This is a genomic window from Halomonas sp. GD1P12, assembly GCF_025725645.1.
Lineage (GTDB): Bacteria > Pseudomonadota > Gammaproteobacteria > Pseudomonadales > Halomonadaceae > Vreelandella.
The window spans coordinates 1,363,047-1,384,034 of record NZ_CP107007.1 but is presented as its reverse complement, the minus strand read 5'-3'; the positions used below and the strand labels follow the sequence as shown (position 1 = coordinate 1,384,034).

General features: G+C 63.7%; 19 protein-coding genes. 5 read left to right on the top strand and 14 right to left on the bottom strand.

Translation table 11 applies throughout. The annotated features are described in order from the left end of the window. A complete protein-coding gene (locus OCT39_RS06430) occupies positions 1–1,173 on the bottom strand; it encodes a Na/Pi symporter (protein WP_263586835.1) in 1,173 nt (390 codons plus the stop codon). Positions 1,174–1,315: 142 nt separating this feature from the next. Here OCT39_RS06430 and OCT39_RS06425 point away from each other — a divergent pair, with 142 nt between their 5' ends. After that, positions 1,316–1,627: a winged helix-turn-helix domain-containing protein gene (locus OCT39_RS06425; protein ID WP_263586834.1), complete on the top strand. Its 312-nt coding sequence runs from the start codon at positions 1,316–1,318 to the stop codon at positions 1,625–1,627. Here OCT39_RS06425 and OCT39_RS06420 read toward each other — a convergent pair. From OCT39_RS06420 to coxB, 5 genes are read right to left on the bottom strand one after another with little or no spacing between them, the layout of a single operon-like run. Continuing rightward, positions 1,624–2,574: a bile acid:sodium symporter family protein gene (locus OCT39_RS06420; protein ID WP_263586833.1), complete on the bottom strand. Its 951-nt coding sequence runs from the start codon at positions 2,572–2,574 to the stop codon at positions 1,624–1,626. The genes OCT39_RS06425 and OCT39_RS06420 overlap by 4 nt on opposite strands. Further along, a complete protein-coding gene (locus OCT39_RS06415; protein ID WP_263586832.1) occupies positions 2,571–4,802 on the bottom strand; it encodes a heavy metal translocating P-type ATPase in 2,232 nt (743 codons plus the stop codon). Before OCT39_RS06415 ends, OCT39_RS06420 begins: the two co-directional genes overlap by 4 nt. 22 nt (positions 4,803–4,824) lie before the next feature. Next, entirely contained in the window at positions 4,825–5,184 is a 360-nt protein-coding gene (locus OCT39_RS06410) for a hypothetical protein (protein WP_311958201.1), read from the bottom strand. Continuing rightward, positions 5,185–7,728 (bottom strand): cytochrome c oxidase subunit I, encoded by a 2,544-nt coding sequence (ctaD, locus tag OCT39_RS06405; RefSeq protein ID WP_263586831.1) that lies wholly within the window; start codon positions 7,726–7,728, stop codon positions 5,185–5,187. Beyond that, on the bottom strand, positions 7,725–8,795 hold the full coding sequence (gene coxB / locus OCT39_RS06400) for a cytochrome c oxidase subunit II (RefSeq protein ID WP_263586830.1): 1,071 nt from the start codon (positions 8,793–8,795) through the stop codon (positions 7,725–7,727). The genes ctaD and coxB overlap by 4 nt, the downstream gene beginning before the upstream one ends. A gap of 35 nt (positions 8,796–8,830) precedes the next feature. Between coxB and OCT39_RS06395 the strand changes: the two genes are divergently transcribed. Continuing rightward, entirely contained in the window at positions 8,831–9,292 is a 462-nt protein-coding gene (locus OCT39_RS06395; protein ID WP_263586829.1) for a DUF2231 domain-containing protein, read from the top strand. 60 nt (positions 9,293–9,352) lie between these two features. Here the strand turns inward: OCT39_RS06395 and OCT39_RS06390 are convergent, their stop codons facing one another. The 8 genes from OCT39_RS06390 to OCT39_RS06355 all read right to left on the bottom strand — a co-directional run bounded on the left by OCT39_RS06390 (position 9,353) and on the right by OCT39_RS06355 (position 15,793). Further along, positions 9,353–9,778 (bottom strand): CopD family protein, encoded by a 426-nt coding sequence (locus OCT39_RS06390; protein WP_263586828.1) that lies wholly within the window; start codon positions 9,776–9,778, stop codon positions 9,353–9,355. A 198-nt stretch (positions 9,779–9,976) separates the two neighbouring features. Further along, positions 9,977–10,852: a DUF2797 domain-containing protein gene (locus OCT39_RS06385; RefSeq protein ID WP_263586827.1), complete on the bottom strand. Its 876-nt coding sequence runs from the start codon at positions 10,850–10,852 to the stop codon at positions 9,977–9,979. Further along, the gene (locus OCT39_RS06380) at positions 10,836–11,120 is read right to left on the bottom strand and encodes a YeaC family protein (protein WP_263586826.1); all 285 of its coding nucleotides are present in this window, start codon (positions 11,118–11,120) and stop codon (positions 10,836–10,838) included. Before OCT39_RS06380 ends, OCT39_RS06385 begins: the two co-directional genes overlap by 17 nt. Before the next feature lie 24 nt (positions 11,121–11,144). After that, positions 11,145–11,996: a rhomboid family intramembrane serine protease gene (locus tag OCT39_RS06375; protein WP_263586825.1), complete on the bottom strand. Its 852-nt coding sequence runs from the start codon at positions 11,994–11,996 to the stop codon at positions 11,145–11,147. A 231-nt stretch (positions 11,997–12,227) separates the two neighbouring features. Continuing rightward, a complete protein-coding gene (locus OCT39_RS06370; RefSeq protein WP_263586824.1) occupies positions 12,228–13,193 on the bottom strand; it encodes a metallophosphoesterase in 966 nt (321 codons plus the stop codon). Then, complete coding sequence (locus tag OCT39_RS06365) at positions 13,193–14,122, bottom strand: NAD(+) kinase (protein ID WP_263586823.1); 930 nt, start codon at positions 14,120–14,122, stop codon at positions 13,193–13,195. Before OCT39_RS06365 ends, OCT39_RS06370 begins: the two co-directional genes overlap by 1 nt. Positions 14,123–14,243: 121 nt before the next feature. Next, positions 14,244–15,125, bottom strand: coding sequence for a carboxylate/amino acid/amine transporter (locus tag OCT39_RS06360; protein WP_263586822.1), 882 nt, complete (start codon positions 15,123–15,125; stop codon positions 14,244–14,246). An 80-nt stretch (positions 15,126–15,205) separates the two neighbouring features. After that, positions 15,206–15,793, bottom strand: a complete 588-nt coding sequence (locus tag OCT39_RS06355) for a YqaE/Pmp3 family membrane protein (RefSeq protein WP_263586821.1) — start codon at positions 15,791–15,793, stop codon at positions 15,206–15,208. A 322-nt stretch (positions 15,794–16,115) separates the two neighbouring features. Here OCT39_RS06355 and OCT39_RS06350 point away from each other — a divergent pair, with 322 nt between their 5' ends. From OCT39_RS06350 to putA, 3 genes are all read left to right on the top strand, one after another. Then, entirely contained in the window at positions 16,116–16,475 is a 360-nt protein-coding gene (locus tag OCT39_RS06350) for a hypothetical protein (protein ID WP_263586820.1), read from the top strand. Positions 16,476–16,664: 189 nt separating this feature from the next. Beyond that, complete coding sequence (locus OCT39_RS06345) at positions 16,665–17,513, top strand: helix-turn-helix domain-containing protein (protein WP_263586819.1); 849 nt, start codon at positions 16,665–16,667, stop codon at positions 17,511–17,513. Between the two features lie 174 nt (positions 17,514–17,687). Next, the gene (gene putA, locus OCT39_RS06340; protein WP_263586818.1) at positions 17,688–20,879 is read left to right on the top strand and encodes a bifunctional proline dehydrogenase/L-glutamate gamma-semialdehyde dehydrogenase PutA; all 3,192 of its coding nucleotides are present in this window, start codon (positions 17,688–17,690) and stop codon (positions 20,877–20,879) included. Positions 20,880–20,988: the final 109 nt, after the last annotated feature.

The window sequence follows — 20,988 nt, the reverse complement described above, 5'->3', positions numbered from 1 at the left end:
TTACAGTACGGTAACAGCGATCAGCAGGGCCGGCAGCGCGATGAACACGCCCAGCACCCAGCCGGCGGCCAGCGCCTTGCGCTCGGCGGCGACCCGGCCCAGCCACTGCGCCCCTTTCACCGGTAGCAGACGCAGAAACGGCAGTCCGCCGATGATCAGCACGGCGCACAGATTGAAAAGCAGATGCACCAGGGCGATCTCCAGCGCCAACAGCGCCGTGGCGCCGGAAATCGCCGTGGCGGCCAGCAGCGCCGTCATGGTGGTGCCGATATTGCTGCCGATGGTGAACGGATAGATCTGGCGCAGCGTGAACGCGCCAGAGCCGGCCATGGGCACCATCAGGCTGGTGGTCGTGGAGGACGACTGCACCAGCATCGTCACCAGCGCCCCGGAGGCCACGCCGGTGAACGGCCCGCGGCCGATGGCGCTGAGCATGATTTGCCTGGCGCGCCCAACCATCAGCGTCTTCAACAGCTTGCCGATGTAGCGAATGGAGAGAAAAATCAGCGCCACGCCGATGACGATCAAGGCGATACCACCGGCCACCGCCGGCAAACTCGCCACCAACTGATCTGCCGTGTCCGTCACCGGCTGAGTCAGCTGGCCCACGATATTGACGTTATCCAGCGAAAGATCGGCATCGCCATAGAAAACGCCGGCCACGGCGCCGGCCATGCGCTCCAGCGGGTGGAACAGGATCTCGATGGGAAGCAAAATCACCACGGCCAGCAGATTGAAGAAGTCGTGCACGGTGGCGGCGGCAAAGGCGCGGCGAAACTCGTTCTTGTCGTTGACGTGGCCCAGGCTCACCAGCGTATTGGTCACCGTGGTGCCGATGTTCGCCCCCATGACCATGGGTACCGCCACCGCGACCGGCAGCCCCCCGGCCACCATGCCAACGATCACCGAGGTCACCGTCGAGGACGACTGGATCAGGGCGGTGGCGACGATACCGACCATCAGGCCGACGAAGGGGTTGGTGGCGAACTCGAACAGGCGCTCGGCGTGATCGCCGGTGGCGAGCTTGAAGCCGTCGCCGACGATGGATACCGCGCAGATCAGAAAGTAGACTAACAGCAATAGCGTGAGCCACTGGCGCAGGCGGCCCTGCTTCTCCTTTTGCGCCGGGCGAGCGTAGCTCTCTGGCGCGGCGCGATGGGTCGTCTCTACCATGGTGATCCCTCCGGCGGTTGGCAACGTGGGGCACGTTCACCCTTCACGTTGCGCGCCGCAGGTGACAGCCTGATGACGCCCGCGTGACCGCGCTCACTTATTTCGATTAACGCCCTCCCCAACCATCGAACCGGAACGCCCAATGACAAAGCCCTTGAATGAGCCACTGAGCAAGACCCGATCGAGTTTCTACCGCCGCCTCTACGTCGCCCACCTGATCGACCAGGGCGTGGCCAGCGTGCCGGCACTGATCGAGGCCACCGGCATGCCCCGGCGCACCGCTCAGGACACGATCAAGTCGCTCGACGAGCTCGATATCGTTTGCGTTTTTGAGGGGCAAGAAGGCGAGCGGCACAACATCGGCCGCTACGTGATCGAGAGCTGGGGCGCGATCGACCGTGGCTGGGTAAAAGAGCACGCCACAAGGCTGGGCGAGGCGCTGGGCTACTGCTAGCGCTTATCGCTCACCCAAGTGCTAGTGGGGCGACGGACGAGCAGTCTGGCCGCCAGCGGCGAGGTAATCATCTGGATGACGGCGAAAAACGCCGCGGGAATGGCGATCTCCGGCGAAAGCCCGGAGGCCGCGACGAACGCCGCCGCAATGCTGAACTCCTTCTTGCTCGTGGTAAAGAGATACGCCACCACCTCTGACCGCTCATTGGTGATCAGCCTGGACGCCGTGCCCACTGCGTAGCCTGCCAGGTTCAAACACAGCGCTGCGGCAGCGATCACTAGCGCGTAGGCGCCGTACCCCAGAATGGTCGCGGCGTTGGGCCCCACCACCGCCAGCAGTATCAGCAGATAGATGATAGAGCCCAGCCCCGCGTAGCGGTCGTCAAAGCGGGCAAGCGTTGTGCTGAACCGGGTGCGCAGCGCCACGCCCAGAAGCGTCGGAACGAAAACGATCAGTAAAAGCTCGACCACGATGGCGAAAAGCGGCACGTCGAGCTCGATGCCGGTAAGCGCGAGAAACAGCAGCGGGACCAGCAGCGGTGAAAGTGCCGTAGTGATCGCGTTGAACACCGCCGCCATCGCCACGTTGCCCCGCGCCATCAGCACCAGAAGCGGTGATGACACGTCGGTGGGCAGCGTGCCCAGAAGCGTCTGCCCCGCGGCGAGCGCCCCGGTGCCGAAAAAGAGCCGCCCGGTCAGCCAGCCCAGTAGCGACATCGGCCCGTACACCAGACAAAGCGCCAGCAGCGGCCGCGAGGGGCGGCGCAGCACCGCGCCGACCTGATGGGCATCGAAGGTCAGGCTGATGACGAACATCAAAAGCGCCAGCAGCGGGCCAATCAGCGGCGCCAGCGCCACGCCCGCCGCCGGGTACAAAAGCCCCAGCGCGGCCACCGCCATCACCAGCCATAGAAGCTGCGCCTCGACCCAGACGATGACCCGGCTCATGGCGAGGCCTTTGCGGGGTCACCGTCGACCGGCGCCCAGGCGAGCCGGGCGGCGTTCAGCGTCACGCTTAAAGAGCTCGCCGCCATGGCCAGCACCGCCGCCAGCGGCGGCACCGCCATGACGATGACCAGCCCCAGCGCCAGGGTGTTGTACACCGCCGAGAACACCAGGTTCTGGCGCATGACGTTGCGGGTACGCCTGGCCAAGCGCAGAAGCTCGACCACGCCGCCAACGCCGGGGCGAAGCAGCTGGGCCGCCGCCCCTTCACGGGCGGCGTCGCTTGCCTGCATGGGCGCAACGCCCACCCCCGCGGCGGCCAGACACAGCGTGTCGTTGACCCCGTCGCCAACATAGAGCGTGGGTGACGCCAGCCCCGCCAGCAGCCGTGCTTTCGCCTCCGGCGAGCGCTGGGCGTAGCACGCATTGGGCGCCAGACCCACCTGCTCACCCAGCCAGCTCACCGCGCCCTGGCGGTCACCGCTGATCAGCGCCGTGAGATAGCCCTGCGCCTGCAGCGCGCGAACACTCGCCCGGCCATCCTCCACCGGCGGGTCGGCTAGATAAAACGTTGCCAGCCACCCGCGCTCGTCGGCCAGCACCACTTGGGAGGCAAAGGCATGGTCGGCCTGATGGGCCGCACCTTCAAGCGTGACGCCGCGCTCGCCAAGCCAGCCCAAACTTCCCATCCACCAGCGCTCGCCGCGCTCAAAAGCGATCACCCGCCCGGCGCCGGCGACTTCGTCCAGGCGCACCACGCGGCTTGCGCCCTCCTCTTCGTCAGTTTTATCGCCACTTTCAAGCGCCCAGCGCAACAGCCCCTGGGCCAGCGGATGCTCGCTTTGCCGGGTGGCGGCGGCGAGCTTTCGATGAAAGTCACCACCGAGCGCATCGCGGCACTCGGCGTGAACGACCCGGTGGCGGCCAGCGGTGAGCGTGCCGGTTTTATCGAAGGCCACCGCACGCACTCGGGCCAGCGTCTCGAACGCGCCGGGGTCTCGCAGGGCCACGCCGCGCTGCAGCGCCTGGTCGCTGCCGGCAAGCGTTGCCAGCGGCACGGCCAGCCCCACCGCGCAGGGACAGGCGACCACCAGCACGGAAAGCGCTCGTACCACCGCCTCTTCAAGGCTCGCGCCCAGCATGAAGGCCACGGGCAGCGTGATTAGCGCAAGTACCAGCGCGACAGGGCTCAACCAGGCCGCGAAACGGTCGGCCAGCTTGTGAAGCTCGCCCTTTTGGGTTTGCAGCAGGCGCATCTGCTCACACAAATGATCCCGGCGCCGCTCGCCGGGGGTAGCGTTTACCCGAAGCCGAAGGGCCACTTCGTCGTCGGCCTCGATGAAGCGGTAGCCGGCGTAAACCCGCTGGCCCGTGACCAGATAGCGCGGCACGCTTTCACCGGAGAGCGTGGCGGTATCGAACCAGCCGGCGCTCATCAGTTCACCGTCGAGCAGCAGGGTCTCGCCCGGCGCCAGGCGTTGAACATCGTTCATGCACGCAGCGCTCAGCGGGTGCGACGCGATTTGCCCTTCCCGCTCCAGGGTAATGTCGCCCGGCGCCAGCGCCAAGGCCTCGAAGGCTTTCAGGCCCCGCTGGCGGCACAGCGTTTCGGCCAGTCGCCCGACCAGCAAGAGCGCGATCAGCATGACGGCCGTATCGAAGTACACCTCGACAGCCCCCTGGCCAAGAAGCCAGACCGACACCGCCATCGCCCCCAGCACGCCCAGGCTCACCAGCACGTCCATGCCTGGCCGGCGGGCCAACAGCGTACGAAACCCGGCGCGGTAGAACGGCACGCCGGCGTAGAGCACCACGGGAAGCGAAAAGGCGCCGGAAACCCAGGCCATGACCAGCTCGATACGCCCCGCCGGTACGGCGCCGGCGTAGATCAGAATCGAGGCGAGCATCGTCCACATGCCGAACACCGCGGCGACCCCCAAACGAAGACTCAGGTAGCGCCCCTCTTGTTCGAGCCGCTCGGCGGCGTCCTGCACCGCCTCGAGCTCGCCCAGCCGATAGCCGATGCGCGAGACCCGCGGCGCAAGAGTTGCAAGCGCGATGGCCTGTGCCTCGCCCTGTACGTACACCGTGGCGGTGGGATAGTGAACGCTTGCCTGGGTAATGCCGGGTGCGCGCTTCAAAACGCCTTCGACGGCAAGCGCGCAGCTGGTACACCACATGCCGTGCAGACTAAAAAGCGCGGTCGGGCCGGCGGGCGCGCTATCGCTCATGGCGTCGATCGCCCCACCGGCGTTACAGACAGGGCGGCACGCCGATGATCGGCATGCCGGTAAAGACCACCCCAAAGGCGGAGAAGAGATAGAGCCCAGCGGAGACCAGCGCGTTAAAGCGCGGCCGGCCGGTAAGCTCGCGGCCTACCTTCCAGCCGGCCCAGGCAAGCCAGAAAAGCAAAACGGTGGTGGCGACGCTGACAAGCCCAAGCCCCAGGTTGAGGCCCGTCAGTGAGCCTTGATCCGGTGCCGGCGGCGCTACGGCGCAGGCCACCGACAGCCCGCCGTACACCGCCACGAACCAGATACTCCAGAGCGTGAGCCCGACGATCAAATGCGCCGGATGGCCAAGGTGTAGTCGCTTGAACGCGGTTGGCATCATCTAGCCTCCCATTACGCGGGGCAGCACGCCGAGCGCGCCGACCAGCACCCAGAACGTCATCAGGTTGTAGCGCCAAAGCTGCACCACCACTGCCGGCTCGAAGGGCGCGTGGGCACCCACGTAGCCGTAGCGCACGCGAAACCCCTGCATCGCGGTGAGAATCATCGCAAGCGCCCCATGGAACAGCGCGTATACCAGCCCCACCAGTAAAATCGCATCGTGGCTGGTTTGGGTAGGCTCGAGCCCGGCACTCAGCAGCGACCAGAGCACCAGCCCCACCTGCACCGCGCCCAGCAGCGCGGCGATGAAAAACCCGCCCATCAGGCCGCTATCGCGGCGGGCGCGAAGCCCGCGTACCAGCTTCTCCATGACGCCGGCGCCCACCGTGAGCGCGATGCCGGCGCTGACCAGCACCAGCAGTGAAAGGGGCGACACCTCGGGCATGCGCCACTCGGGTGAGACGGTCCAGAGATAGAACCAGCCGAAAAGATACGAAAGAAAGAACGACCCGTTGGCGATCGAGAACGTCGCCATCGCCCAGACGCCGGGCCCGCTCATGGTGCGCGAATGCAGGGGCGGGTCGCCTTCCTTGACCTCGGCGTCCGGGGCGGCTTTGGGGTGGGCGCCGTTCTCCCAGGCCCAGCGCAGCAAAAACACCCCGGCGACGATGACGAACACCGCGGCGACCGGGTAGAGGCGCGTCAGCAGGCTGACACACACCACGGCCAGCGCCAGCGCGGCCAGAAACGGCCACCAGGAGTTGCCCGGCAGGTGAACGATTTCGCGCACCTTGCCGGTAATGGAATCAGATCCCCACATCTCGCGCCGCCCGTGGCTCGCCACCGCCAGGCCGTGCTTGCCTTCGGCCATGGTGCGCGGTAAATCCGGGTTGTCCCACAGCGGGTGGCGGGTTTCGATGTTAGGCAGGCTTACGAAGTTATAAGCGCTTGGCGGCATCGTATTGGCCCACTCAAGCGTATCCGCGCCCCAGGGGTTGTGTTTGGCCGGCTTGCCGAAGCGAAAGTGCAGCGCGATATCGATCAACACCATGGCAATGCCGGCGGACATCACGAAGCTGGCAACGGACGAGAGCAGGTTGAAGATCTCCCAGCCGTTACCCGCTTCATAAGTGTAGATACGCCGCGGCATGCCCAGAAGCCCGGTCCAGTGCATGATCAAGAACGTGCCGTTGAAGCCCAAAAAGGTGAGCCAGAAGCCCCAGCGACCGATGGTTTCCGACGGCATGCGCCCGGAGAACAGCGGCAGCCAGTAGTAGAAGCCCGCCATCAGCGGAAAGAGCATGCCGCCGACCAGCACATAATGCATGTGCGCGACCACGAAGTGGGTGTCGTGTACCTGCCAGTTGAACGGCACCAGCGCCAGCATCACGCCTGTCAAACCGCCGCAGACGAAGATGATCAAAAAGCCCAACACCCAGAGCATCGGCAGTTTGAATTTCGGTTTACCGAGCCACAGCGTGGCCAGCCACACGAACACCTGAATGGCGGTGGGCACCGCCACCAGCATACTCGCCGCCGAAAAGAACGCCTGGGCGAGCTGGGGGATCCCCACCGTGAACATGTGGTGCACCCAAAGCCCGAAGCTGATGAAGCCGGTGACGATGATGGCGAACACCACCCAGCCGTAGCCGACGATCGGCCGGCCGGCGAATACCGGAATCAGCGTGGAAATGATGCCCGCGGCGGGCAGGAAGATGATGTACACCTCCGGGTGGCCAAAGAGCCAGAAAAGGTGCTGCCATAAAAGCGGATCGCCCCCACCGGCCACCTGGAAAAACGGCATGCCGACCGCACGCTCGAGCTCGAGCAGGATACTGCCCAGAATCAAGGGTGGAAAGCCGACCACGATCATCAGCGCCATGGCGAGAATGTACCAGGCAAACAGCGGCATCTTGTGCAGCGCCATGCCCTGGGTGCGGGTGCGCAATATGGAGACGACGATCTCGACCCCGGCGGAGAGCGCCGAGATTTCGACGAAGGTGATGCCCAACAGCCAAAAATCCGAGCCGAGCCCCGGCGAATACTCGCTGCTCGAAAGCGGCGTGTACATGAACCAGCCGGCATTGGGCGCCATTTCGATGACCAGGCTCGAGGCCAGAATGATGCCGCCGAAAAGGTAGCAGAAGTAGCCAAGTGAGGTCAGCCTGGGGCAGACCAAATCACGGGCGCCGATCATCTTCGGAATCATGTAGATCGCCAGCCCCTCGAGCACGGGAATGGCGAACAAGAACATCATCACCGTGCCGTGCATGGTGGTGACCTGGCTATAGATCTCCGGGGTCATGAAGTTCTGGTCGGGTGTGGCGAGCTGGGTGCGCACCAGCATCGACAAAATGCCGCCGAACAGGAAAAACGCCATCCCGGTGATCATGAAGCGTAACCCGAGCGTGGTGTGGTTGACGATGGTCAGCGCCTTGATGCCGCGCGGGTTGCCCCAAATGTCGTGCAGGTCGTCGTGCAGCGTGCGGCCGTCCCCCGGCTCTTGCGGGTCCTGGGGCGTCGCTTGACGATTGATGGTTGTCATGGGGTTAAAGTCTCCAGCCAGGCACCCAGGTCCCTAAGCGTTTCGTTATCCAGATCGTCGTGTCGCGGCATCAGGTTACTGGGCTTGAGCGTCTGATGGTTTCTCAGCCACTGGTAGACCGCGCCCTCCTCCATGGCCATTACGCCGGCGCCCAAGGCTTCGCGGCCACCGACATCCGAGAGATTCGGGCCGATGTTGCTCGAACTGATACCCGCCACCTGGTGGCAGCCAGAACAGAACCGAGTGAAGTTGTCGCGGGCGGTATCGAAGGCTGCGTTTTGGGCGGCAAGCTCGGCCAGCGCCTCGTCACTGCGCGCGGCAAGCCAGGCGTCGAACTCCGCACGCGGCAGCGCCTCGACGTGAAGCTGCATATGAGCATGGCCCACGCCGCAAAGCTCGGCGCACTGGGCGCCGAACACGCCGGGCTCGTCGGCCTCCAGGCGAATGCGGTTGATACGCCCGGGCAGCATGTCGATCTTGCCGCCCAAACGCGGAATCCAGAAGCCGTGGATGACATCGGCGGCGGTGACATGAAAGTCCACCGGCTCGCCGGCAGGCATCATGAGTTGATTGGCGGTCACGACCTCACCACCTTCGGCCCCCGGGTAGCGTACCTCCCACCACCACTGATGCCCGATGACCTCGATCACCTCCGGCGGCTCGTCCAGCGGCAGCGTCAGCATGCGCTTGCCGGTGGGCACGCCAAACATCAAAAGCGCAATGACCGTGAGTGTGGGCAGAATGATACCGCCGCCGATGATCCAGCGTCGGCCGATGCGCCGCTCCTGGGCGGGAGTGCGGGTAACGTAACGCTTTTTGAAGGTATAGAGCCAAAGCGCGATCACGACGACGAACACGACGGTTCCGAAGCCCAGCATGACGAACCAGATCAGGCGGATATCGCGCGCCGCCGGCCCCGCCGGGTTCAAGATCGAGTGGTCGCCGCCGCAGCCGGCCAATAGTATCGGCGCGGCCAGTAAAAGCGTTAACGCGGCCAGGTTGACCCGCCGTCGCGATGCGCGTTGAATACGCCTTGGGGGCGGCGCCGAATGGTTACGTTCCCTCATACTCTTTTCCCTTTGTCTGCCCACAGGACGTGTCCATGGCATCCACTCCGCAGCGTTCCATAAAAAGCCGCGCCTCGCTGGCCGGTCACCCGCTTCATCCGGTCATGATTCACTTCCCGGTGGCGGCATTGATGGCGCTGGTCGCAAGCGATCTGGGTTACTGGTACACGGGTGACCCCTTCTGGGAGCGCAGCGGCCTGTGGCTTGCAGGCGTCGGTGCCTTTGGCGGCTGGATCGCCTCGATCGCCGGCATAATTGATCTGGTCACGGTGTCGCGTATTCGCCGTTTGATCACTGGCTGGAGCCATGCCATCGTCGCCGTGGTGATGCTCTCGCTTGCCTCGCTGAACTGGCTGTTGCGTCTGAATTCGCCGGAAGCCATTCTGCCCTGGGGGCTTGCGATATCGCTGGTCACCGGCGCCCTGATTGCGCTGGCCGGCTGGCTCGGCGGCCAACTCGTTTACGAACACGCGGTCGGCGTCGACGTCGACGAATGACACCGCCCCACGGCCCACGCCACACTGTTTACGCTTGAAGCACCTTTTATTTCTCATCGCCTAGCCCCACGCCAGGGGCTTTGCCAGTACGAACCCCAGCACGCCGAAGATCCCCACCAGGCTGAGCAGAAGCCCCAGCAGCGTGGCGGTTTTGACGCCGCGATAGATCCCCATTTCCAGGCGCAGAATTAGCCAGCCAAAGGCGCCGTGGGCTGCCACCATCAGCACGACCGCGCCGAGCTTCAAAATCAGCCAGCCGCCCATCAAGTCATGAAGTAGAAACAGCAGGGTGCCGGAGCCGATCGCCAAAAGTGCGGCGGGTGTGGCAACGGTGTTGTAGAAAAAACGCGGCATGGGCGGGGTGCCCTGAGCAAAGCCCGCATCCCGGCGAAGCGCCAGACTGTGATTTAACAGCGCCGGGAGATACAGCAGCGAGCCGCACCAAATCACCAGCGCTGCGATATGAAGAAGTTTTAACCAGGGCATCACGGCGTCCTTGCAATGCTTTAAAAGCGCTTTCGAATGAGAAGCACGTCAAATGAAGACGCTGGAGTCCGCCGGAAGGCCGAGCCAGCCAGAAGGCTTGCAATCGAGTGAGCACGTTCACCGAGCCCCCCGCCCGCCTCTGCCGGGCCGGTCAGGGGTTGAGGCTGTTCTTACCTTAGCCAACTAGCCACGGGCTGGCTAGCAAAGCGAGTCAACGCTTACATGGTAGCCGGTAAACTTGCGCAGGTTGATGACGCCGGTATCGAAGATCAGGTACTGGCCCTTGACGCCGTTCAGTACGCCCTCGACCACCGGCTGCTTGTCGAAATTGTGCGAGGCGATCTTGCGGGGGAACGACTCGACCGGGTAGCGAATATCGAGCGGGGTTTCATCGAGTAACCGAATCGCCTCCCCCCCGTAGGTCTCGCGTAGCGCGTCCAGGCCGCTGGCAACGGCCTCGAGCAGCCGGTCGCGCTCCTTGATCAGATCGAGCGGTTCGACCTCGCCCTTGAGCATGGCGCGCCAGTTGGTGCGATCCGATACGTGCTCCTTGAACAGCATCTCGACGAAGCCGGACTGCTGGCGGCTGGCCACTTCCATGATCGGCAGCGCCTGGATGGCGCCCTGGTCGATCCAGCGGGTGGGCATGTTGGTCTTGCGGGTGATGCCGACCTTGAGCCCGGAGGAGTTGGCCAGATAGACGATGTGCGGGGTGAAACAGTGCGCCTCGCCCCATTCCGGCTCGCGGCAGGTGCCCTGAAAATAGTGGCAGGTTTCCGGCTTCATGATGCAGGTGTCGCACTGCGCCAGGCGTTTGAAGCACGGGTAGCAGTAGCCCTGGGCGAAGCTCTTGTTGGTCTTGCGCCCGCAGTGGGTGCAGGCAATGTGGCCATCAAAGTGCAGGCGAAGCGGCGTGCCGATCAACGCGTTGAGCGCCAGTCGTTGCTCGCCGGCGCGCAGGTGATACGTGACTTCACTGCCAGGTGCCTCGAGCGTGCCCGCCATTTTGCTCAGATGGCCGGACACACGCACGGCGCTTGACTCGCTTGCGAACAGATCAGTCACCCGAGACATCCCGGCCCAGGCCCGCCATCTCCGGCGAAACGCCCGCGCCGGTAGCCCCTGCGCCACAGGTGCGCCGCTCGAGATAGCCCACCCGGTTCTCGTCGGGCACGTTGTTTTCGATTTCAAAACGAATCACCGCCTCGAGACAAAGCTCGGTTTGCTCGGCGGTCAAAAAGCGGCCATCCGGCCATTTACGCAGTGATACCGCCTGCTTGAGGCTTTCGTAAATGCTCGGGGTCATCTGGCTGATCATGCGCTCAAAGCTCATATCATTCATGCAGGGCTCCAGTCGTATCGAAGGTCAGGGCGTGGACCGTGGACGTTTGGCGCAATAGTACCAGCCCGAGGCCAGCCCCACGAGTAGCCCGCCCAGGTGCGCCTCATTGGCCACGTTGCCAAAGCCCACCCACTCGGCAAGCGAGGTCATGGTGAACACCATCCACCCCAGCATGAACACCACCAGCATCTGCGGCACGAAAAAGCCGCTTTCGGGGCGCTTACGTGAGACGAGCCAGACGTGGCCCAACAGCGCATACACCACCCCGGACATGCCGCCGAACAGCACCGTGCCGGTGGCGTACTGCGCCAGATTCGAGCCGATGCCCGCCACCAGCAGCAGCGCCAACATCACGCGGCTGCCCTGCAACGCCTCGATCTGACGACCGAAGTACCACACCCACATCAGATTGAAGATCAGGTGCATCAGGCCAAAGTGCAAAAATGCCGGCGTCAAAAGCCGCCACAGCTGGCCGCCGGTCAGCGTCTCCATCAGACTCTGAGCCACCAGCTGGCCGTTGGCGACGCCCACCGGCACGATGGTCAGCGCCGTAAGTACGCCGTCGCCCAGGGTATTCATGAGCACGAAGACTAAAACGCTCAAACCGATGATGAGCGATGTAACGGGCAGGCGGCGTAAAAGCGTGGCGCCCTGAGTGCGCTGAGCGCTTTGGGGGCGCGGGCCGGTAATCAGCGTTTCGCCCTGCTGCCAGCGGCGCACCAGCGCGGTCAGCTCGGTTTTCTGACGGGGGTCGGCGAGCCACAGCGTCAGGCCCTCCGGCTCTTCGGTGATCCGATGACCAATCCGGTAGTGCCAGAGCGCCTGGCGAAGCTCACGCGTGTCGGCATCAACGGGTAACAGCATGACGGGGTGCATGACACCTCCCTGGAGTAAAGGATCGGCTGCCCGGCGCGGTGGTTTCGTCATGAGCGTAAATCGTGCGCATAAAAAAACCGGCGGAGGGGGCCGCCGGCTTAAAGCAAGGGATCATTCAAGGGAACACTTACTCTGATAGCCAGCGGCGGGGTTAGTTCAGCCATTTTCAAAAAAAGATGTTTCTTAATGTATCTACTCATAATCTGAATTAGAAAGCGCTCGGTAGCCCGCTCAAATGCGGCTGCTCTCTTCACGGTGAACGTCCACCCAAACGAAGCGGTCGGCGCTCAATTCACGCTCGCCGTCGAAACGATAGGCCACCAGCCGCCCATACTTCACCGCGCTGTAATCCAGACACGCGATGTTGCGCGCGGGCAGCGCCGGAATCCCCTCACACCAGTAGTGGCCAATGAACAGCGCCCGCTGCTCGGCGTCGTAATAGCCAAGCCCTTCGCGCTCGGCCTCGCTCAGCGGCCGGGTTTCCAGGTGATCCGGCAGGTTGTCCGGCTGAAACACCACGTCGCCCCAGCGCTTGGGATTGGCGGCCCAGAAATGGGCGCGAAAACTTTTGCGCGTAAAGCCATCGCCGGAGTGGATGGCCACGCCTTCGGGCAGTGCGATGCTGGGCCCTCGGGTCAGCCGGTCGACGATGGCAAACGCCTCGGTCGATGAGTCGGCGGACTCCTCCAGCAATTCATCGGTCAGACACGCGTTGGGCGAGCGCTTCTTGAGCGCCTCGATCAGCGCTGCGTCCCAGCAGGCGTGCACCACGCGAAAGTCGTCGAACTCCAGAAACAGCGGCAGCGTCTTGAACCAGGCGAGCGTGTCTTCCCACTCGTTGGTGTGGTCGCGGTACTGGTAGAGCGTGTCGGCGATGATGCGGTTGTGGCGCGGCGAATGCTCGCGCAGCCAGCGCCGCTCGCTCCCCCTCGGAGCGGGATGGGTGTAGGCCAGGGCGTGGTGCTCATGATTGCCCATCACGATATAGGCCTCGCCTTCGTCGACCATGCGCCGGGCGATCTGCACCGCCAGGCGAATACGCGGGCCGCGGTCGATCAAATCGCCCAGAAAGACGGCCTTGCGCGTCGGGTGGCGATACACCCCGGCGCGTTGTTCGTAGCCCAGCTTTTCGAGCAGCGTCGAAAGCGTCGCCCCGCAGCCGTGGACGTCGCCAATGAGATCATACCCCTGGCTCATCAATCCCCCAGCCGATGACTCCAGCCCAGCTTGCTGCGCAGGATGTCGTAAAAATTGTGGCCCAACGGATGAACGAGCTGAACGCGGGCGGGCTTGCGAGTGATCACCAGCACGTCGTCGGGCTTGGCCACCGCGCGGGTCTGGCCGTCGCAGCTGATGTGCGGGTAGGTGTGGTTGGTTTCGCCGATATGAATCCGGATTTCGCTCGCCGCGTCGATCACGATCGGCCGGCTCGAAAGCGTATGGGGAAACATCGGCACCAGCGTTACGACGTCGAGCTTGGGGTGCATGATCGGCCCGCCGCCGGAGAGCGCGTAGGCCGTCGAGCCGGTAGGCGTGGCGACGATCAGCCCATCACTTCGCTGACTGTAGACGAAGCGGCCGTCGACGAAGAGTTCGAATTCGATCATGCGCACCGCCTTGCCCGGGTGCACCACCACTTCGTTGAGCGCGTCGCCCCGGCCCACCGCCACGCCGTTGCGGTAGAGCACCGCGTCGAGCAAAAAGCGCTCTTCGACCTCGAACTGCCCCGCCAGCACCTCACCGACCCGGGTTTCGAGCTCGTCCGGGGAGATATCGGTGAGAAAGCCGAGCCGCCCGCGGTTGACGCCCAGAATCAGGGTGCCGCTTTGGCACAGCGAGCGCGCCGCGCCCAGAAGGCTTCCATCGCCGCCGACCACGATCACCAGGTCGCAGCGCTCGCCGAGCATGCGCCGGCTGGTTTCCGGCTGGCCATGATCGGGAATCATCGTGGCAGTGCGATCCTCGACCAACACGCGATAGTCATGTTCGACCAGATACGCCACCAGCCGCGAGAGCGAATCGACTACCTTGTCGCTGCCGAGCCGGCCGATCAGGCCGATCGTATTGAACGGTCTTTCGACCGTCGCGTTGGTCATGCTGGACGTACGGGTTGGCGTGGTGGGCATGGGCGGCTCTCACTGTCGTTATCGCCCATTATGAAGACCCGCCCGCACGCGGGCAAATCCGGCGCCTTGTTTATCCGATACTTATCGGCAAAGCAGGCCTTGAGAGCGACAACCTGGCGGCTCAGGCGCGCTCGAGCGTGCCGGTGAGTTGGCGGCGCTTGAGCCACCACTGATTGAGCCAGAGCGAGGCGACGATGATCAGCCCGCCCAGTGCCAGCCGCCCTATATCGGCGTCGCGGTTCCAGATTACCAGGTTGACGATCAGCCCCGCCGGTACCAGCGCATTGTTCATGATCGCAAGCGTGCCGGCATCGACCCGGGTCGCCCCCTGGTTCCAGGCGAAATAGCCCACGCCCGAGGCCGCAAGCCCAAGCCAGGCGAGTACGCCCCACTGAAGCGTCGTGGTGGGCAGCGCCTGAATGTCACCCAATAGCAAAAAGGCCGGCAGTGCGACGATCAGCGCGCCGATGAAAAACCAGCCAAACACGTGGTGCCAGGCAAGCGTTTGAGACTGCCGGGCGGCCAGCCGGCGATACCCCACCTGGCCGATTGCAAAGCTCAAGTTCGCGCCCTGGACCACCAAAAAACCGAGCCAGAAGCCGCTGTCCACGCCCTGGTAGCGAATCACTGCGGCGCCGATCACCGCCAGTGTCGCGGTCACCAGATAGATCGGTGTGAAGCGTCGAAAGAGCAGGTCGTCGAGCAGCGCGATGTAGATCGGCGTGAGCACGGTGAACAGCACCACCTCGGGCACCGAAAGCAGCAAAAAGGAGTGGTAGAGAAAGGTGTACATGACGCCGAGCTGAAGCGCACCAAGCGCCATGAGCGTAAACCGGTCGCGCCAGCTCAAAAGTCTGGGCCGCAAAAACGGCAGAAACACCAGTAGCGCCAGCGACACCCGCACCAGCACGGCGAAGTAGCTATCCACCTGCCCGGAAAGATAGACACCGATCAGCGAGAACGAGAACGCCCAGAGCGCCGTGACGCCAACGAGATACCCCATAGTAAACCCCAGCTATTATTAAAGGTTGACGGGATTATACGGCGCTCGGGGAAAAGGTAAAGCTCGGCGCACGAGGTTCGTTAGCGGCGAAGCACCCAGGCGAGTGCGTAGATGATGCCGGGCAGCCAGCCCAAAAGCGTCAATACCAGCGCGATCGCCACGCGCCTGGCCCCGCCGCCGGCAAGTCCGATACCCAGCGGTGGCAGCAGTACCGACAGCGCCGCGTAGGCGGCCTTGAGTCCGGCAGGCTCATCGACCGAGACTTTAACTGAGTCGTTCCCCGGCGATTTGACGTCCGGCGTTGGCGCCGCCACTTTATCGGGCTTAGCGGGTTCGGGAGTGAAGTGCTCGACGGCGCTGGCCCTGGCGGGCGAGCTCACTTCTTCGCGTTCTACCGGTGCGTGTTGCGCTTTTTTCTCGCGACGCTCGCGTTCGACGGCCTTACGATGCGCCTCTTTATCGATTTTCTGCTCGAGGGTATCGGCGTCGTCCGCCAGATCCTCGTGGTAGCGTTCCCAGTCTTCCCAGTCGTGGGGCGTACCGGATTTGGGCCGCCCGTCACCGGCGCCTCGAGCCCTGGCCCAGGCTTTCTCTTCCAGCGTATTGGGCCGATCCGGGTCGCGCTCGACGCCAACGCCTTTACGGTTCATGTATTCGCGGGCATCCATAGTCGGCTCCTTGTGTGTCAATGCCGGCGCTTCGCCGCATTTAGCGCAAGCGCCTGATCAATGCAGACCGGTCAAAATAGCAGTAGTATAGGCAAGCCAAAAAAAAACCGCTGCCAGAAGGCAGCGGAAGCAAGGGATCGAAAAAGAAGCCAGTACAACACTTCTAGCGGCTACTGTCGCAAGGATGCGGCCGTAGCGAAGGCTATAACGCGTTGCCTGTACACTATCTGACAGCGATTTGGTAAAAAGTTCTCAACGGGACAAAAATTTTCTACCCGCAAGCGGGCGGCGACCGCGTTCGAACCGGTAAGGAGCACGAGTAATGGCGCTTTATTTATTGGTGCTTGGCGTTTGTTTGCTGGTGATCGGTTCGGTGCTGGTCATCTTGATGACGACCAGCACCCCGCGTTATCGCACCGAGCCCAAGGATTTGCTCGCGCTCTTCGACAAGGCGCTGGCAAGCCGGGTCAGCGAAACCGAGTGGAACGCCATGATCGGCTACCCCATTCGTCATGACGAGTATCTCGACGGCGTGCGCCGCCGGGCCTCACAGCTCATGGAACAGTACGGCCGGCGCTGGCAGATCGCCCAGGGCAAGCCGCTTCTCAACGCGGCGGGCCAGCAGGAGCTTCAGGCGCTGCGCGATCACCTTGCCGCACACACCGCCCTGCGCCAGCGCTAGGCTCTGTCTGAAAAGTGCCTGCGCTCGACAATATGGCGTTAAAAATTGGCTCGTGCGCGAGTTCGATCAGAATACTCATTTACACACTGAAAACTCCGTTTCTTCGCCAATTTTTGCCTTGTCTTGTCTTCGCTCACCGACTTTTCAGACAGACCCTAACGTCCCGCCATGCCCGAGAGGAGTTCGTCAATGCTTAGCACCATTCGCCAACTGCCGCTTTCGAGCGCGGTCAAGAGCCACGCTCACGACTTCCATCAGATCGTGATCACGCTCTGCGGCTCGTCGACGTTCGAGATCGAGGGGCTCGGCGGGCGAGTCAACGCGTTTTCCGGCTGCCTGGTGCCCGCCAACCACGAACACTACTACTCCGGGCAGGGCTACAACCGCCAGCTCATCTTCGATATTCCCGATGACGCCCCGGCGCTGACCGGCGAGCACCGCGAACTGATCGCGCTGTTCGACGCGCCGCGCTTTTTCGCCCTCGACGGCGCGCTTCGCCACTACCTGGCGTTCGTCGAAAGCGAACTCGATCACGGTTTTTATGGCCAGGCGCTGGAGCAACAGCCCGACCGGGTCGCCGCAACCCTGCTCGGCGCCTTGAAGGCGCGCCTGGCGACCCCCCTGCCCGCCTCGCGCCGCCAGCTGGATTTGGCGCCGATCGACCGCTTCATTACCGCAAGGCTCGCTGAGCCCTTGAAGGTGGCGGATCTGGCTCGGCTGGCGTGTCTGAGCGAGGCCCACTTCTCGGCACGCTTTCGCACCCAAACCGGGCTCTCGCCCTGGCAGTACGTTCGTCAAAAGCGCCTGAGCGCGGCGCGGGAGCTGGTCGCCCAGAGCCGGCTGGCGCTGGCCGACATTGCCGTACAAACCGGCTTTGCCAATCAAAGCGCGCTTTCACACGCCTTTCGTCGCCGCTACGGCTGCTCACCGCGGGCGCTGCGCAATCAGCTGAGTACGCCCGCGCCGGGCGCAGCGGCGCCCGGCACGGCGGCGTCCGGCGCCGCGTCATCCCACGCCACGCTCGACGGATGGCGTTAAGCCAACGACACTGAGCCCAGAGCGTCGTGCCAGCGACACGACACCGCGCTTTCCGTGAAATCGACACGTTTTGGCGCGAAACTGACATACACCCGCTCGCCCGGCGCTCTACATTCGAGCGTCATCGGGCGTACCGCTCGGCCGTTTTCCACCTACCAACTCCCGGGGGCCAAAATGCTCAACGCCAAAAAAATGCGTGACCCTGCCGTGTGGCAAACCGATCTCGATTCGCTTTTGAAGACCGTAAGCGATCATTACATCGTCGATGAAGACCACTACGTTGCCGAGTTGATCAAGGTGCTGGACGCCGGGCGCGAGGATTTCGAACGTATCGGTGCCAACACCGCCGAGCTTGTGCGCGACGTGCGTAAAATGGATACCGCCGTCGACACCATCGACGAGCTGTTACAGCAGTACAGCCTGGACACTCACGAAGGCCTGATGCTGATGTGTCTGGCCGAGGCGATGCTGCGCATTCCGGACAAGGCCACGGCGGACGCGCTGATCGAGGACAAGCTGGGCCCGGCGGATTGGCAGTCCCACGTCGGCAAGAGCGAGTCCTGGATGGTCAACGCCTCGACCTGGGGGCTTTTGATGACCGGCCGTGTGCTCAAGCTCGACCACCCGCGTGAAGGCCAGCCGGCGAACTTCATCAACCGCTTGGTCAACCGCATGGGCGAGCCGGTGATTCGCCGCGCCATGGTCGAGGCGATGAAGATCATGGGCAAGCAGTTCGTACTCGGGCGCGACATCGACGAGGCACTCAAGCGCTCGAAGCCGCTGTTCAACAAGGGCTACACCTACTCCTACGACATGCTGGGCGAAGCCGCGCGCACCCGTGACGACGCCAAGCGCTATTTCGATGACTACGCCAAGGCCATCGAGGCTGTCGGCAAGACCTCCCAGCGTTTGGACGCCAAAACGCCGAAGCCGTCGGTGTCGATCAAGCTCTCCGCGCTGCACCCGCGCTACGAGTTCGGCCGCCGCGAGCAGGTGCTCGCCGAGCTGGTCGATACCGTGATCAAGCTGGTTCGCCGCGCTCGCGAGCTCGACGTCGCGCTGACCATCGATGCCGAAGAAGTCGACCGTCTGGAGCTTTCGCTCGAGGTGTTCCGCGCCATTTACGAAAGCGACGCTGCCCGCGGCTGGGGCCACTTCGGCCTCGTGGTCCAGGCCTACTCCAAACGCGCGCTGCCGGTGCTCCACTACCTGAACCGGCTGGCCGACGAGCAGGGCGACGAGATTCCGCTGCGTCTGGTGAAAGGCGCCTACTGGGACAGCGAGATCAAGGAGTCGCAGCAGCTGGGCGTCGACGGCTACCCGGTCTACACCCGCAAGGCGTGTACCGACGTGGCGTACCTGGCCTGCGCACAGTTTCTGCTCAGTGACGACACCCAGGGGCGCATCTTCCCGCAGTTCGCCACCCACAACGCTCACACCGTGACGGCGATCGTAGAGCTGGCCAATGCCGGCAACCGTGCCTTCGAGTTCCAGCGCCTGCACGGCATGGGCGAGGCGCTTTACGATGCCGCCCTCACCCGCGCCCCGGAAGGTACGTACTGCCGTATCTACGCCCCGGTCGGCGCCCACAAGGATCTACTGCCTTACCTGGTCCGCCGGCTTCTGGAAAACGGCGCCAACTCCTCCTTCGTGCATCAGCTCGTCGACCCGGACGTGCCGGTAGAGTGGCTTTGCCAGCACCCGGTCGAGACGCTCAAGCAGTACGATACCTATACCAATACCCGCATTCCGGCCCCGCGCGACATTTATGGCCCGAAGCGCAAGAACTCGCGCGGCGTGAACCTGAACATCCGCAGCCATCATGACCCGCTCAAGGAAAAGATGGCCGCGTTCATGGACACGCAGTACACGGTCAAACCGCTGCTGGCCTTCGACATCGAAGACGATGCGGGTGCGACCCACGAGGTCAAGGTGCCGTTCGATCGTTCCCTGAGCGTGGGCACCGTGCAGTGGACGAGCAAGGAGCAGGCGGCCAAAGCGCTGGACGCCGCCTGGGCGTCGTTCCCGCGCTGGGACGACACGCCGGTTTCTGAGCGCGCTGCGATGTTGCGCCGGCTGGCGGATCTCATGGAAGAGCACATGCCGGAGCTGATGACGCTGTGCTCACGTGAAGGCGGCAAGCTTTTGACCGACGGCGTCGACGAAATCAAGGAAGCGGTGGATTTTTGCCGCTACTACGCCATGCGCGCCGAGGAGTCCTTTGGTGAGGTGATCGAGCTGCCCGGCCCGACCGGTGAGTCCAACCGCCTGACCATGGGCGGCAAGGGCGTGTTCGCCGCGATCAGCCCGTGGAACTTCCCGGTGGCGATCTTCTGCGGCCAGATCGTCGCCGCCGCGGTCGCTGGCAACACCGTACTCGCCAAGCCCGCCGAGCAGACCTCGATCATCGCCCACCGTGTGGTCGAGCTCATGCACGAGGCCGGCATCCCGCGCGACGTGGTACAGCTTCTGCCCGGCGACGGCCCGACCGTGGGCAGCGTGCTGAGCGGCGATTCGCGCATTACCGGCGTGGTCTTCACCGGCGGCACCGACACCGCGCAGCTGATCAACCGCTCGCTCGCCGCGCGCGAAAACGCGCCGCTGCCGACGCTGATCGCCGAAACCGGCGGCATGAACGCGATGATCGTGGACTCCAGCGCCCTGCCGGAACAGGTGGTGGTCGATGTGATCCAGTCCGCGTTTCAAAGCGCCGGCCAGCGCTGCTCGGCACTGCGCGTGCTTTACCTGCAGGATGACATCGCCGACCGGGTCATCGAGATTCTCCAGGGCGCGATGAACGAGCTGCGCATCGGCGACCCGCGCGATCTCGGCACCGACGTCGGCCCGGTGATCGACGAGGAAGCTCGCGAAGGGCTGATGGCGCACATCGAAAAGCTCAAGGGCGAGAACCGTCTGGTCGCCGAAACGCCGATGGCGGCTCAGTACACCCAGAACGGCACCTTCGTGGCGCCGGTGGCCTTCACCATCGACAGCATCGAGGCGCTCGAGCGCGAGCAGTTCGGACCAGTACTGCACATCGTGCGCTATAAAGCCCGCGACATCGAAAAGGTGATCGATACCATCAACGCCCGCGGCTACGGGCTCACCTTCGGCGTTCACAGCCGCAACGAGTCGTTCGCTGCCCACATCGCCAAGCGCATTCGTGTCGGCAACGTCTATATCAACCGCAACATCATCGGCGCGGTGGTGGGCGTGCAGCCCTTCGGCGGCCAGGGCCTCTCCGGCACCGGCCCGAAGGCGGGCGGCCCGCACTACCTGCAGCGCTTCGTCACCGAGAAAACCATCACCAACAATACGGCGGCACTCGGCGGCAACGCCTCGCTGCTGGCCCTTGGTGACGAATAGCGTGTGACGAATAGCGTGTGATGAATAAAAACCTTGACCTTCACCCCTTCAGGGGGTGAAGTAAAATTGACTGCTCGGCCGGCGAATCGCTTTTGAGTCGATAACAATA